This is a genomic window from Microbacterium ureisolvens, assembly GCF_015278315.1.
Lineage (GTDB): Bacteria > Actinomycetota > Actinomycetes > Actinomycetales > Microbacteriaceae > Microbacterium > Microbacterium ureisolvens.
This window is the reverse complement of the sequence record NZ_JADIJE010000002.1, coordinates 239,668-254,112: the sequence shown is the minus strand read 5'-3', so window position 1 is coordinate 254,112 and position 14,445 is coordinate 239,668. Positions and strand designations below refer to the sequence as shown.

The window sequence follows — 14,445 nt, the reverse complement described above, 5'->3', positions numbered from 1 at the left end:
CCTTCCAGCTACTCAGCCCTTGAGGGCGCCGCCGGACATGCCGGCCATGATCTTCTTGTTGAGCGTCAGGAACAGGATGAGCAGCACCACGATGTTGATGCTGACCGCCGCGAACAGCGGACCGTACTGCGTGGAGCCGTACTCGTCGCTGAGGCTCAGAAGGCCGACCTGGATCGTGGCGAGGTCGGGCCTCGTCGTGAACGTCAGGGCGATGAGCAGGTCGTTCCAGACGCTGAAGAACTGCACGAGGCCGATCGTCAGGATGGCGTTCTTCATCATCGGGATGCCGATCACGAAGAACGACCGGAGGGGTCCGGAGCCGTCGACGGTCGCGGCCTCGAAGATCTCCCGCGGCACCGATCGGAAGTAGGTCGCCATGAGGAACGTCGTCAACGGGAGGCCCATCACGGTGTACGTGATGATCAGCGGCCACAGGGTGTCGGTGATGCCGATGCGGAAGTAGGTGATGAACAGCGGCACCAGGATCATCTGACCGGGCACCATGATGCCCGCGAGGATGTAGAGCAGGACGCCGTTGCGCCCCTTCCAGATCATGACCTCGAGCGCGTACCCCGCGGCGACGCCGATGAAGACGATCAGCAGCACCGACGGGATGGTCACCAGCACGCTGTTCATCCAGTTGCGGGCGACGTTGCCGTTGGTGAGCGCGGTGACGTAGTTGTCGAAGTTCCACGTCTCGGGCAGCGACAGCGCGGGATTGGAGAGGAACTCGGACTGGGTCTTGAACGAGCCCAGCACCATCCACACCTGCGGGTACAGCACCACGACCATGAGGACCGCGACGAGGATCCAGATCGGGAGGCGGCGCAGCGCCTTCGCCAGCGTGCGGCGGCCCCGGCCTTGACCGGGCTTGCGGACGGTGGGTGTGGCCACCGTGTAGGCGGACGTCTCGGGGTGCGTGAGAGTCATCGTCGGACCTCCGCCTTCCGGCGCGACGATCGGAAGATCGCGAGGGTGAACACCAGGCAGAGCGCGGTGAGCAGCACGGCGATGGTGGAGCCGTAGCCGTACTCGGCGTACTCGAAGGCGGTGCGGTACATGTACAGGGTCATCGGGGCGGTCGACGTGCCCGGTCCGCCGCCGTTGAGGGCGAGCAGGCTGTCGAACACCTTGAGCGTGGCGTTGAGGCTGAAGATGATCGACGACAGCAGGATGGGCAGCGACAGCGGCACCACGATGTGGCGCACCAGCTTGAATCCGTTGGCGCCGTCGAGGCGGGCGGATTCGATGACCTCCTCCGGGATGTCGAGCAGACCCGCATACAGGAGCACGGCGTAGAAGCCCATCGAGCTCCACAGGGTCATGACGATCGCCGTCGTCATGGTGCCGACTGTGGAGGCGAGGACCTCGACGCTCTCGCCGCCGAAGAAGTTGATGATGTCGTTGACCGGTCCCTGGTTCTCACCGACGGCGACGAAGCTGCGGAAGAGCAGTGCGACGGCGACCGTCGGGAGCACGGTCGGGAAGAACACGAACGTCCGCACGAGCGTGGAGCCCTTGCGCAGGACGAAGACGTAGAGGAGTGCCAGGCCGTAGCCGAGGGCGACCTGCCCGATGGTGGCGACGATCGCGAAGAAGACGCTCACCCACATCGACTGCAGCGCGTTCGGGTCGGTGAAGAAGGTCGTGAAGTTCTGCAGGCCGACCCAGTCGAACCCGCGCAGCGAGTTGCCTTCGAAGAAGGAGAGGCCGAGCGACCAGCCGACGGGCACCACCTTCAGCAGGGTGTAGAGCACCAGGGCCGGTGCCAGCAGGATGAAGATCGTCTTCCGATCTCCGAAGATCGAGTTCATCTGCGAACTGCTTTCTCTGTCGAAGAGCCGGCTCCCCGGGCGAGCGCCCGGGGAGCCGGTGCGATGTCTCAGCCGTTGGCGTCGATGCTCGCCTGGAGCTGGGTCATGTACTCCTCGGCCGTCATCTGGCCGGTGGTCAGCAGCGTGGCGTTGGTCGACGCGAGCGAGTTGCTCTTCGAGTCCATCAGCGCCTCGAACCACAGTACGGTTTCGTCGGTCGCAGCGATGCGCTCCTGGATCTCGGCGGTGTTGGCGGAGATGTCGGTGACCTCGCCGTTCACCTTGAAGCCGGAGATGACACCCGCGTCCTGCAGCGCCTGATGGCCGTAGTTCTCGGCGATGCAGCTGACCCAGTCGACGACCTTCGGGCCGAACTGCTCGGCGTTGATGATCATCGGCGCACCGGCGTTCGCGGCGTACTGGTCGATCGAGCCCTCGCCGCCCTCGACCGCGGGGAACGGCATGAAGCCGACGTTCTCGCCGCCGATCTCGTTGCGCTCGGGGTCGTTGATGGCGCTCAGCAGCCACGAGCCGTCGTAGGTCATGGCGGCCTGGCCGGTCAGGAACATGTTCGACGAGGTGTCGCCGTCGCGCGTCGAGAAGCCCTCGCCGAAGTATCCGGCCTCGGCGAAGTCGGCGAGCGCCTGGGCGCCCTCGACGTACTCGGGGTCGGTCAGCTTCGCCTCACCGTCGCGGACGGCGGCCATCGCGTCGGGGCCGACGTTGCGGAAGATGTACATGCCCATGATGCGGGTGAGCGGCCAGCCGTTGGCGCCCGCCTCGGTCATCGGCACCACACCGGCGTCGGCCAGAGTGTCGGCCGCGTCGACGAGCTCGTCCCAGGTCTGGGGCTCCTCGATGTCGTTGTCGGCGAGGATCTCCTTGTTGTAGAAGATGCCCTCGATGTTGTACTGGTACGGCAGCGAGTACATGCCGCCGTAGACCTGCTCGACGGTCGATGCGGCGGCGGGGAGCACGTTCTCCCAGGCGCCGGAGCCCTCGAGGGCCGCCTTCAGGTCGCCGACGAGACCCGCCGCGTTGAGGTCGCCGTCGGGGCGGATGAGAGCCGTGCCGGCGATGGTGTGGGTGGGCAGCGCGCCCTGGCTGGCGAGCAGCGTGACCTTCTGCACGGTGTCGGCCTGCGCGACCTTCTGGTGCTCGAGCGGGAGGGCCTCGTTCTCGGCCTCGCACGCGCCCTCCGAGAGAGCGGTGAGCTGCTCCTCCAGCACCGGGTTCTCGTTCGCCGTCATGACGGTGAAGACGTCGGGGTCGGTGCCGCCCGCGCCGGCGTTGCCGCCCTCGGTCGAGGCGGTGTCGGGGTCGGCGTCGCCCCCGGCGCAGGCGGCCAGCGGCAGGACCGCGGCGAGTGCGATGCCCAGCGCCGCGATGCGGCGGCGGTTGCTGCGTGTGTTCATAGCGTCCTCCTTGACGACGACCATGCGGGTGAAAGGTACGAGCACGACAGTAGGCACGATTTCGACGTGTGTCAACAGTCAGTACTGAAATTCTATTCACTTTGAGACGATTCAGGGGATAGACTGCATTTCCATGCAGTGTTGCGAGATCTTGCAACGCTGTCGCAAACTGACCTCTGCATCAGGGCCGTGGTTGCCGCGACGCAGCGAGCCCCACGAGACTGAACGCCACTCGGAAGGAAAGCCATGACCGCCACGACCGCGACCCGGGCGCACGCCCGGCTGCGACCCCTCGGCGCCGACAGCGCGCGCTGGGCGAGCGGCTTCTGGGGTGACGTCCACGATCGCACCCGCGACGTGACGATCCCGCAGATCTGGTCCTCCCTGAGCGATCCCGCCGTGAGCCCCGGCCTCACCAACTTCCGCATCGCCGCAGGACTCGCCACCGGCGAGCACACCGGCCCTCCCTTCATGGACGGCGACTTCTACAAGTGGCTCGAGGCGGCGATCGCACGCCTGGAGACCGACCCCGATCCGGAGCTCGCCGCGCGCATCGAGGAGATCGCGCGCCTCATCGCGTCGGTGCAGCGCGAGGACGGCTACCTCCACACGCCGACCATCATCTCGACGCGCAACCACGAGGACGCCATCGCCCTGGCAGACCGGTTCAACTTCGAGACCTACAACCTCGGCCACCTCATCACCGCCGGCGTGCGCCACTACGAGGTCACCGGCTCGACGACGCTGCTGGATGCCGCGCGCAAGGCCGCCGGCTTCCTCGAGGATCTGGCGACCAACAAGCCGCTGGAGCTCGCCCGCAGCGCCATCTGCCCGTCGCACTACATGGCGGTCATCGATCTCTACCGCGCGACCGGCGACGATCAGTACCTCCGGCTGTCGGAGGCCTTCATCCGCGTGCGCGACGACTTCGCGGGCGGCGACGACAACCAGGACCGCGTTCCTGTGCGCGAGCAGACCGCCGTCGCCGGTCACGCCGTGCGCGCGAACTACCTCTACGCGGGGCTGGCCGACCTCGTCGCGGAGACGGGCGACGAAGAGCTGGAGGCGGTGCTCGAGAACCTGTGGCGCGACGTCGTCGACACCAAGCTCTACATCACCGGCGGAGCCGGCGCGCTCTATGACGGGGCATCCCCTGACGGCTCCCCGTGGCAGGACCAGATCAGCCGCGTGCACCAGGCCTACGGCCGCGCGTACCAGCTGCCGCACACCACGGCCCACAACGAGTCGTGCGCCAACATCGGCCTCATCCTGTGGGGCGAGCGGATGCTGGCGCTCACCGCAGACGCGGCCTATGCCGACGTCATCGAGCAGGTCGCCTTCAACAGCCTGCTGTCGAGCATCAGCCTGGCCGGGTCCGAGTACTTCTACACCAACCCGCTGCGGCAGGTGCGAGACCTCCCCTATCCCCTCCGCAGACCCGGCGACACCGCGATCCATCCGACGCCGCCGCCCCCGCCGTCCGACGAACGCCTGCGCGAGTCGTACCTCAGCTGCTTCTGCTGCCCGCCCAACATCGCCCGCACGCTGGCGCGCTTCCACGAGCGCGCCGCCTCGCTGGGCGAGGACGGCCTCTACGTGCACCTGTACGGCGGCAGCACCCTCGACGTCTCGACGGCCGACGGCGGGCGCCTCTCCCTGCGCGAGGACGGGGACTACCCCTGGAGCGAGACGGTCTCCTTCACCGTGACGGATGCTTCGACTCCTTCGTCACGCAGCGCAGGTGCTTCGGCCCCCGGCATCCCGCTGCACCTGCGCATTCCCGGCTGGTCGTCGGGCGCGACGCTCACCGTCAACGGCGAGCCCGTGCCGGTGACCGAGCCGGGCACGTACACGCGCATCGAGCGCGAGTGGCAGTCGGGCGATGTCATCGAGCTCACGCTTCCGATGCCGGTGCGGGTGCTGCGCGCGCACCGTCTCGCCGAGGAGGCGACGAATCAGGTCGCCGTCCGCCGCGGACCCGTCGTCTACTGCGTCGAGAGCGCCGACCTCCCCGAAGGCGTCGTGCTGGAGCAGGTCGCCCTGCGGCGCGGCGCGGCGCTCGCGCCGGTCGAGACCGAGATCGCAGGACACCGCGTGGTCGCCCTCGAGACGGAGGCCGTCGTGCTTCCCGGTGGCGACGAGGACGAGCTGTACGACGACCTCGCCGACACCGAGCTCGCCACGGCATCCGTACGGCTGATCCCGTACTTCGCGTGGGGCAACCGCGGCGCCGGCGAGATGTCGGTCTGGCTCCCGCTGGTGTGGTGACGACATGACCGCTTCGCACTTCACGTCGCAGCACGTCGTCGCGACCTACATCATCGAGACCTCGCTGCCCCTGCAGCACGCCGCCGAGGTGCTCGCCGGCGAGCAGTCCACCGGCACGTTCGTGCGCGTCGAGCGCGAGTCCGAAGACCTCCGTGCCCGGTTCGCGGCGCAGGTGGAGTCGATCGACGAGCTGCCGCTCACCGGCGCCTCGCCGCTCCCCGGCTCGGTCGGCGACCCCGAGCGCCGCCGGCGCGCCCGGCTGCGGCTGCGGTTCCCGCTCGACAACTTCGGACCTTCGCTGCCGAACCTGCTCGCGGCGGTGGCCGGCAACCTGTTCGAGATCAAGGAGCTGTCGGCCATCCGGCTGGTCGACCTCGAGCTGCCGGGCGCGTTCGCCGAGCACTATCCCGGCCCCGCCTTCGGCGTCGAGGGCACGCGGCGGCTCGTCGGCCGCCCCGAGGGCGCGATGATCGGCACGATCGTGAAGCCCAGCATCGGCCTGTCGCCCGCGGATCTCGCCGACGTCGTGTCGCAGCTGGCCGAGTCGGGCATCGACTTCATCAAGGACGACGAGCTGCAGGGCAACGGGCCGAGCGCACCGCTGGCCGAGCGGGTCGCCGCGGTCATGCCGGTGCTCGAGCGGTATGCCGACCGGCACGGGCGCAAGCCGATGTACGCCTTCAACATCACCGACGACATCGGCCGGCTCGAGGCGAACCACGACCTCGTCGTGGCTGCCGGCGGCACGTGCGTGATGGCGTGCATCAACCTCGTCGGCCTGCCGGGACTGGAGTTCCTCCGCGGGCACAGCGAGGTGCCGATCCACGGCCATCGCGCGATGTTCGGCGCGTTCGGGCGCTCGGAGCAGGTCGGGATAGGGTTCCGTGCGTGGCAGAAGCTCGCCCGGCTCGCCGGCGCGGATCACCTGCACACCAACGGCATCAGCAACAAGTTCTACGAGACGGACGAACAGGTGCTCGACTCCATCGCCGCGGTGCGCGAGCCGCTGCTCGGCCTGACGCCGACCGTGCCCGTGCTCTCGTCGGGGCAGTGGGGCGGCCTCGCGCACGCCACCTATGCCGCGGTGGGCACGACCGACCTCCTGGTGCTCGCCGGTGGCGGCATCCACGGTCATCCCGACGGCGCCGCGGCGGGCGTGGCGAGCATGCGCGACGCGTGGGCGTCGGCCGCACGCGGCGAGAGCGCCGACCACGCGTACGAGAACTCCCCGGCGCTGCGGCGGGCCGCCGAGCTGTTCGGACCCGTCCGTGCCTAGAGCCCGCGTCGCCTTCTACGGCGACGACTTCACCGGCAGCGTCGACGCGCTCCTGCAGTTCGCGCGGCGCGGGTGGACCGGGCGGCTGTTCACGCGGTTGCCGGATGCCGCGACGCCGGGCGGTGCGCAGGCGCTGGCGCGCGCGGCGGCCGAGGTCGACGTGGTGGGTGTGGCCGGCATCTCGCGTTCGCTGCCCCCCGCCGAGATGGACGCCGAGCTGCGACCGGTGTTCGCCGCCTTCGCCGCGCTCGACCCCGACGTCGTGCAGTACAAGGCCTGTTCGACCGCTGATTCGGCGCCAGAGGTCGGCAGCCTCGGCCGCGTGATCGAACTGGCGCGCGAGACGTTCGGCGACAGGCCGGTGCCCATGCTCTTCGCGCAGCCGGACTTCGGACGCTACACGCTGTTCGGCCAGCACTTCGCCGCAGAGCAGGGCATCGTCTACCGGCTCGACCGCCAGCCGACGATGTCGCATCACCCGTCGACGCCGATGACCGAGGCCGATCTGGCCGCGCACATCGGCCGGCAGACGCGCCTGCCGATCGGCTCGGTGTCGCTCCTCGCGTACGACGATCTCGAGGCGGCGCTGCGCGACGCCCCCGAGGCCGGCGTCGTCCTCGACGCCCTCACCGACGAGCATCTCGTGGTGGTCGGCGGGGCGGTGAGCGCCCTTCGCGGACCGGTGTTCGCGATCGGATCCGGCGGCCTGTCTCACGGCATCGCCGCCGCCGCGCCGGGCGACGGACCTCTCCTCCCGACCGCGACCGACACCCAGGGGCCGGTGCTCGTGGTCTCCGGAAGCCGCTCGGCGCAGACCCGGCGCCAGGCGGACGCCGCAGCCGCCGCAGGGTGGCTGGTCGAGCCCCTCCGCCTCGGCGCCGCAGGGGTCGAGGCATCCCTTCCCGTCGTCCTCGCCGCGCTCCGGGCCGGCCGCGGCGTCGTGCTGACCTCCGACGACGCCGATACGGCCGCGGCCGCGGGCGGACCGGTGCTCGCGGCGATCGCGGAGGCTGCGGCATCCGTCATCTCCGCCGTCGCGCGGGACGACGCCGCACGACGCGTGATCGTCTGCGGCGGCGACACCTCCAGCCGCGTCGCGCGGCTGCTCGGAGTGGAGGCGCTGTCGATCGCCGCGAACCCGTGGGGCAACGTGGTGCTGCTGCGGGCGCATGCCGCAGACCCTGCGATCGACGGCCTCGAACTGCTGCTCAAGGGCGGCCAGGTCGGCGCCGACACGCTCTTCCTCGACGTCGCGGCGCTGGGGGACGCATCCGGGCGATAGGTTGGGTCGCCGTGGCCCGCTTCTCCGTCGTCCCCTCGTCGTACGTCTTCCTCCGTCGGGACGGGGCGGTGATGCTGCAGCTGCGGCAGAACACCGGCTACATGGACGGATGCTGGGCCGCCGGCGCCGCGGGTCATGTCGAGCTGGGCGAGACCGCCGTCGACGCCGCCGTGCGCGAGGTGCGCGAAGAGCTCGGGCTCGACATCGCCCCCGCGGCGCTCACGCCGATCGCGGTGATGCAGCGCACCGACGGCACCGACAACCCCATCGAGCAGCGCGTCGACTGGTTCTTCGTGTGCGACGCGTGGGACGGCGAACCGCAGATCCTCGAGCCGCGCAAGTGCGCCGAGCTGGGATGGTTCGACCTCGACGCGCTCCCAGAGCGCGTGCCCGACTACGAGCGGGAGGCACTCGCTGCGCTCCGCGCGGGCGGCGCCGCGACGCTGCTGCAGCACGGCTTCGCCGCCCGCTGAATCGCGCTCCGGCGGCACCCCGACGGCGGCCGGCCGCAGGCGCCGTGCGGGCCGACCCGCGGTGCGTCGCGCCTCTCGCACAATCGAGACTCGCGTGTCATGATTTCTCCCACCGCACATTGGAAGCCGTCGTGAAGCCGTCAACAGGAGTCTCTCCGGAGGGCGCACATTTCCCGCCCTACGCGCGAACCTTCGCCGGGGTGCTCGGCGGCCTGGCGGGGCTCGTGGTGCTGAGCGTCATCGCCGGCGTTCTGGTCATCGCACCGATCACACCGGTCCTCGCGATCTCCGGGCACGCGGCGCGCAGCGCGGTGTCGCTGTTCGACGGGATGCCCAGCTACCTCGAGATCGACCGCCTCATGCTCCCGACGACGATCTACGCACGCGACCCGCAGACGGGTGCGGACGTCGAGCTGACCTCCTTCTACGACCAGAACCGCGAACCGGTCAGCTTCGACCAGGTGTCCCCGGTCATGTACGACGCGATCCTGGCCTCGGAGGACCCCCGCTACTACCAGCACGGCGGCATCGACATCCTGGGCACCACCCGCGCCCTGCTCAGCAACGTCCAGGGCGGTGACGTCCAGGGCGGCTCCTCGATCAGCCAGCAGTACGTCAAGAACGTCCTGGTGCAGCGCTGCGAGCGCGACGCGGAGGCGGAGTACGAGACGAATGAGGCGGGCGAGGTGATCACCGACCCCGCCACCGGGCTGCCCATCGAGAAGGTCAGCCGTGAGCAGGCCCTCCTGAACTGCTGGTCCGACGCCACGACGGCCGAGGGGTCCGAGGGCTACACCCGCAAGCTGCAGGAGATGCGGTACGCGGTGCAGCTGGAGCAGCAGTACTCCAAGAACGACATCCTCCTCGGCTACCTCAACATCGCCAACTTCGGCGGAACGACCTACGGCATCGAAGCCGCCGCCCGCTATTACTTCAGCACCACCGCCGCGCAGCTCACGCTGTCTCAGGCCGCGACGCTCGCGGGCATCGTGCAGAACCCGAACACGTTCCGCATCGACCGCACGGGCGGCTCGATCATCGGCGCCGACGGAACCGGGTACAACAAGGCGGCCGACGGCTCGGTCGATGACGTCACCCCCGGAACCCTCGCCGGGCTGGACTCCCTCCTCGCCGCGGGCACCATCACCCCGGAGCAGTACCTGGCGGCCGGCGACGCGTACAGCGCCACGAAGGGCCGGCAGCTGTACGTCCTCGACCGCATGCGCGAGGACGGACGCATCACCGAAGACCAGTACGTCGCCACGGCGCTGGAGCCCATCACGCCGGCGTTGACGCCGGCGAAGGTGGGATGCTCGTCGACCGCGGCCCCCTTCTTCTGCCAGTACGTCGTCAACACCGCCCGCCTGGACCCGGACTACGCCGGCGCCTTCGGCGAGACGGCCCAGGACCGGCGCCGCTCGCTGACGCGCGAGGGACTGAACATCTACACCACGCTGGACTGGCGGCTGCAGAACGCCTCGCAGGACGCCATGCGCCGCTACGCCCCGGAGACGGTGGCGGGACTGACCTTCGGATCGGCCACGGTGAGCCTCGACACGACGAACGGCCGCATCCTCGCGATCAGCCAGAACAACCGCTTCACGGAGGATCTCGACCTCTCCAGCAAGGATCCCGCCTACACCTCCCTCGTCTATGCGGGCGACTGGGCGCACGGTGTCTCGGACGGGTTCGCGACGGGGTCGACCTTCAAGCTGTTCACCCTCGTCGACTGGCTGGAGAAGGGGCACTCCCTGTTCGAGCCCGTCAACGGCAGTCTCCGCGCGATCCCCCGCCTCCAAGACCGCTGCGAGGGCACCTGGATCAACCGCGAGAATCACACGGTGCGCAACTTCGGCGGCGTCAAGGGCTACACCGGGACCCCGATGCAGTTCACCGCCCAGTCGCTCAACAGCGGCTTCATCGGCATGGCCGAGAAGCTCGACCTGTGCGACATCGAAGAGGTGGCGGCCCGGATGGGTGTCACCCGCGGCACCGGCGCACCGATCGACATCGAGGGCGCCGCGGGCATCATCGGCACGAACAACATCGCCCCCGTGGCGATGGCGGCGGCGTTCGCCACAATCGCGAACAACGGCGTGTACTGCGTTCCGCACGCCATCGAGCGCGTCGTGAACGCCGACGGTCAGGAGCTGCCTATCCCCGGCGACCGGTGCTCCCGCGTGCTCAGCCCCGAGGTTGCGGCAGCGACCGCGTTCGCGCTGCAGGGCGTCATGGTGCCCGGCGGCACGGGCGCCGGGGGCAACCCGAACGACGGCACGCCGATGCTGGGCAAGACCGGAACGCACGAGCAGATCCAGACCTGGCTGGTCGAGTCGAGCACACGCGTGACGACCGCCGTCTGGGTGGGCAACAGCTTCGGCGAGGGCGACGTGTTCCGTTCCTTCTACAACGGGCGTGCGCTCTCGACGATCCGGCTCCCGATGGCCCGCGACATCCAGGCCACCGCCAATCAGCTCTATCCGGGCGGCGCGTTCCCGCCGCCCCCAGGCCAGCTGGTCCGGCGGCCCGCGCCACCGCCCGACCGCGACCCCGACCCGGAGCCCGCTCCCGCTCCCGCTCCCCCGCCGGGGTGAGGACCGCCGCGCAGCCGACGCCTCACGACCCTCTGGTCAGCGCGCTTCCATCCGCACGCTCCATGACGTCCGCTCCCGCCGGATGCGGTACTGCTCCGGAAGCGCCGGGCCGACCGACGCCGAGCCCACGCCCTGCTGCGCGTGGTCGATGTTGAGCCAGACCCGACCCGAGTCGACGAGCTGGTGCGGCTTCACGGCGCGATCGAGGTCGTGCGACGTCCAGCGGCGGGCGGTGAAGTCGAACTCGGGGCGCCCGTTCACGCGGAGCGACGGGATGCCGGACCCCGCGACCTCGAGCCATCGGGTCTGCACGTGGTTGCCGTTCTCCTGCGGCACCGGGTACGCCACCTGCAGGTCGTCGACCGAGCGGTCGAACCAGCCGATCCGCGAGCCTTCGCAGGAGTCGACGTAGGTCTCCCCCGGTCCACGGCCGAACCACGCGACGCGCTCGGCCGCGCCCGGCAGCCCGAACAGCAGTCCGAGTCGCGGCACCGGGATGTCGCGGTGCATGTACGGGGTGTCCGTCCACGGACCGACGAAGTCCGCGTCGACGTCGAGCACGAGCCCGTCGCCGTCGGCGGTCCAGGTCATCGTCCAGGCCACTCCGTGAGGATGCGTCCGTGGCGCGGTGCGCCCGCTGACCCGAAGACGATCGTCTTCGGCGTGGATGCCGTCGATCCGGTGCAGCAGCCGGTGGAGCATCGTCTTGCGCCACACCGCCGCGAGGTTGTTGAGCTCACCCTGGCCGTGGTCGTTCTCGGTCGGTGCCCGGTACAGGTCGAGTACCGGACCGTCGATCTCGAGCCCACCGAGGCGCACGAGACGCCCGGTCGCCGCGTCGAAGACCCCCTCGCCGACGCGCACGGTGCTCGCCCCGTCGGCTGTCGGGGTCCGTCGGGCGGTCGGCGCCGCGCTTTCGCGTCGGGACCCTCGAAGTCCGCTGGGGTCTCGGGGCGGGTGGGGGGTTTGCGGCCCGGCGACGGTGGCGGGGCTGACCCGCTGGGCCCACGCGATCACATGCCCGGCCGGCGCCCACCGCACGTCCGCGGCGAGCGTGGCCTCCACAGTGAGCACGGCGTCGGAGCGGACGGATGCTTCGCCCCCCGCGCGCTGATCGCCCGATCGCCGCGCGGATCGGCCTTCGTTCACAGCGGCGGTCGCGGCATCCGGAATCCGCACCTCCGCCGATGAGCCGGCCGCGATCGCCGGCACGTCGAGCACGCCCTCCGCGGCGACGGAGCCGTGGACCTCGACTTTCCACCCGAATATCAGGTCCGCCGTATCTACATGATGTCGGTTGTTCATTATGTACACCGTGTCGAGCCCTTCGCCGGGCAGCACATCCGGGCCGCCATCGACTCCGCCCACAACGTCCTCACGCCCGCCGCCGCCGCGGAACTCGATCCGCACCGGCTCGTGCGCCTTCTTCAGCTCCACGAGGCCGGGGGTCGGCGTGCGGTCGCTGAACACCAGTCCGTGCAGGCTGAAGCGGCCACCGCCCGGCTCGTAGTCGACGTCGTCGCCGTGCATCACGAAGGGCACGCCGTCCGGCGTGACGGCGTCGAAGCCGTGGTCGATCCACTCCCAGACGAATGCGCCGCAGAGGCGGTCGTGTGCGCGGATGATGCGCCAGTAGTCCTGCAGCGAGCCGGGGCCGTTGCCCATGGCGTGGGCGTACTCGACCAGGAGGAACGGCAGGCCACGGCGGCGCTCCTCGTCGGCCTCGGTCACGCCGTCGGGCAGCGGCGCGGGGCCGCCGGACTCGTCCAGCACCAGGCCGTGCATGCTGAGGCGCCCGCCGCGCGGCTCCTCATGCCGGCCGATCTGCTCGAGCAGCTCCAGCGACGGGTACATGAGCGAGTAGAAGTCGGAGTCGCGGTAGCTCGGGTCGCGTTCGTACAGCACGGGTCGCGACGGATCGCGCTCGTCGAGCCACCGACGCATCTCGGCGAAGCCCTCGCCGGTCATGCTCTCGTTCGCGAGCGACCACACCACGACGCTCGGGCGGTTCTTGTCGCGCTCCACGGTCCGCCGCAGTCGGTCCATGATCGCGTCGCGCCACTCCGGCAGCGCGGGCGGGTTGTGCGCCCAGCCCTCGTAGATGAAGCCGTGCGTCTCGAGGTCGACCTCCACCACAACCCACAGCCCGTACTCGTCGCATAGGCGAAGGAACTCCGGATGCGGCGGATAGTGGCTCGTGCGGACGGCGTCGATGTTCGCCCGCTTCATCATCACGATGTCCTGGATCATCGTGTCGCGATCGAGGGTGCGCCCGGTGCGGGGGTGGTGCTCGTGCCGGTTCACGCCGCGGAAGGTCACGGGCCGGCCGTTCACCGTGAACACGCCGTCCACGATCTCGACCCGCCGGAAGCCGACGGAGACCTCGATCGTCTCCCCACTCGAACGCAGGGTCCCGCGGTACAGGCGCGGGCTCTCGGCACTCCACGGCTCGACGACGACCGTCACGCTCTCGCCGGCGGGAACACGGATGCCGAGCTCCGGGATCTCGACGACCGCCGGGGCGGAGGCATCCACCCTCAGAATCCCGGTGCCTGTCGCGGCGTCGTAGTCGGCGTGCACGAAGTGGTCGTCGATGGCCCCGGCCGGACGCGAGAGCAGCTCGACATCGCGGAAGATGCCGGGGAGCCACCACATGTCCTGGTCCTCGAGGTACGTCCCCGCCGACCAGCGATGCACGCGCACGCACACCACGTTGCGGCCGGCGCGGACGGGTGCGTCGAACTCGAACGGCAGCCGGCTTCCGGTCGACCAGCCCAGCTCCTCGCCGTTGAGCCAGACCTTCGCGCACGAGTCGACGCCCTGGAAGCGCAGCACCGCCGATCCGAAGCCGGCGGGCACGTCGAACACGAGACGGTAGTCGCCGGTGGGGTTCTCGGCCGACACATGCGGCGGATCGAGCGGGATGGGGTAGGCGGTGTTCGTGTAGAGCGGGCCCTCTTCGGTCCCGAGCATGCGACGCGCCGGGCCGCCGGCCAGAGGTGTGAACTCTTCGAGCACCCAGTGGGACGGCACCGGCATCGCGTCCCACGCGGAGTCGTCGAAATCCGGCGCCAGGAACGAGTAGCCGGTGCCCGCAGCCGTCGGCGAGAGGCGGAAGCGCCAGACCCCGTTGAGGCTTCGCACCTCGGCGTCGCTCACCGCGTCGGCGCGCGGCATCCGTCTTCCCGTCCCCGGTTCCGTACTCTCCCAGTACGGTGTCGCATGATCGTGCGGCGTCCGATCGGTGGAGGCGACGGCCGACGATCGGGTAGTCTGCATATCCATAGGAGTTTGCATATCCATTCTTGCTTGAATGCGATTGC

The 14,445-nt window shown here is 69.9% G+C and carries 9 protein-coding genes; 5 read left to right on the top strand and 4 right to left on the bottom strand.

Annotated elements, in window-relative coordinates; all coding sequences use genetic code 11:
• Window positions 1-12: 12 nt before the first annotated feature.
• The 3 genes from IM767_RS03460 to IM767_RS03450 form a co-directional block, all read right to left on the bottom strand.
• Window positions 13-930, bottom strand: coding sequence for a carbohydrate ABC transporter permease (locus tag IM767_RS03460; RefSeq protein ID WP_109209059.1), 918 nt, complete (start codon window positions 928-930; stop codon window positions 13-15).
• A complete protein-coding gene (locus IM767_RS03455; protein ID WP_109209058.1) occupies window positions 927-1,814 on the bottom strand; it encodes a carbohydrate ABC transporter permease in 888 nt (295 codons plus the stop codon). Before IM767_RS03455 ends, IM767_RS03460 begins: the two co-directional genes overlap by 4 nt.
• A 68-nt stretch (window positions 1,815-1,882) precedes the next feature.
• The gene (locus IM767_RS03450) at window positions 1,883-3,229 is read right to left on the bottom strand and encodes an ABC transporter substrate-binding protein (protein WP_109209057.1); all 1,347 of its coding nucleotides are present in this window, start codon (window positions 3,227-3,229) and stop codon (window positions 1,883-1,885) included.
• A 246-nt stretch (window positions 3,230-3,475) separates the two neighbouring features.
• Here IM767_RS03450 and IM767_RS03445 point away from each other — a divergent pair, with 246 nt between their 5' ends.
• The 5 genes from IM767_RS03445 (at window position 3,476) to IM767_RS03425 (ending at window position 11,122) form a co-directional block, all read left to right on the top strand.
• Window positions 3,476-5,497 (top strand): glycoside hydrolase family 127 protein, encoded by a 2,022-nt coding sequence (locus IM767_RS03445; RefSeq protein WP_109209056.1) that lies wholly within the window; start codon window positions 3,476-3,478, stop codon window positions 5,495-5,497.
• Window positions 5,498-5,501: 4 nt separating this feature from the next.
• Complete coding sequence (locus tag IM767_RS03440; RefSeq protein WP_109209055.1) at window positions 5,502-6,773, top strand: RuBisCO large subunit C-terminal-like domain-containing protein; 1,272 nt, start codon at window positions 5,502-5,504, stop codon at window positions 6,771-6,773.
• Window positions 6,766-8,055 (top strand): four-carbon acid sugar kinase family protein, encoded by a 1,290-nt coding sequence (locus IM767_RS21130; RefSeq protein ID WP_109209054.1) that lies wholly within the window; start codon window positions 6,766-6,768, stop codon window positions 8,053-8,055. The genes IM767_RS03440 and IM767_RS21130 overlap by 8 nt, the downstream gene beginning before the upstream one ends.
• Window positions 8,056-8,066: 11 nt before the next feature.
• On the top strand, window positions 8,067-8,528 hold the full coding sequence (locus tag IM767_RS03430) for an NUDIX hydrolase (protein ID WP_109209053.1): 462 nt from the start codon (window positions 8,067-8,069) through the stop codon (window positions 8,526-8,528).
• Window positions 8,529-8,659: 131 nt separating this feature from the next.
• Entirely contained in the window at window positions 8,660-11,122 is a 2,463-nt protein-coding gene (locus IM767_RS03425) for a transglycosylase domain-containing protein (protein ID WP_239453156.1), read from the top strand.
• A gap of 36 nt (window positions 11,123-11,158) precedes the next feature.
• Here IM767_RS03425 and IM767_RS03420 read toward each other — a convergent pair whose 3' ends face one another.
• The gene (locus tag IM767_RS03420) at window positions 11,159-14,299 is read right to left on the bottom strand and encodes a glycoside hydrolase family 2 TIM barrel-domain containing protein (protein ID WP_239453154.1); all 3,141 of its coding nucleotides are present in this window, start codon (window positions 14,297-14,299) and stop codon (window positions 11,159-11,161) included.
• Window positions 14,300-14,445 lie beyond the last annotated feature (146 nt).

What these genes read in the sequence shown, in the direction of transcription:
- IM767_RS03440 (WP_109209055.1), top strand. Translation starts at nt 5,502, where the DNA reads ATGACCGCTTCGCACTTCACGTCGCAGCACGTCGTCGCGACCTACATC.
- IM767_RS03450 (WP_109209057.1), bottom strand. Translation starts at nt 3,229, where the DNA reads ATGAACACACGCAGCAACCGCCGCCGCATCGCGGCGCTGGGCATCGCA.
- IM767_RS03460 (WP_109209059.1), bottom strand. Translation starts at nt 930, where the DNA reads ATGACTCTCACGCACCCCGAGACGTCCGCCTACACGGTGGCCACACCC.
- IM767_RS03420 (WP_239453154.1), bottom strand. Translation starts at nt 14,299, where the DNA reads ATGCCGCGCGCCGACGCGGTGAGCGACGCCGAGGTGCGAAGCCTCAAC.
- IM767_RS03445 (WP_109209056.1), top strand. Translation starts at nt 3,476, where the DNA reads ATGACCGCCACGACCGCGACCCGGGCGCACGCCCGGCTGCGACCCCTC.
- IM767_RS03455 (WP_109209058.1), bottom strand. Translation starts at nt 1,814, where the DNA reads ATGAACTCGATCTTCGGAGATCGGAAGACGATCTTCATCCTGCTGGCA.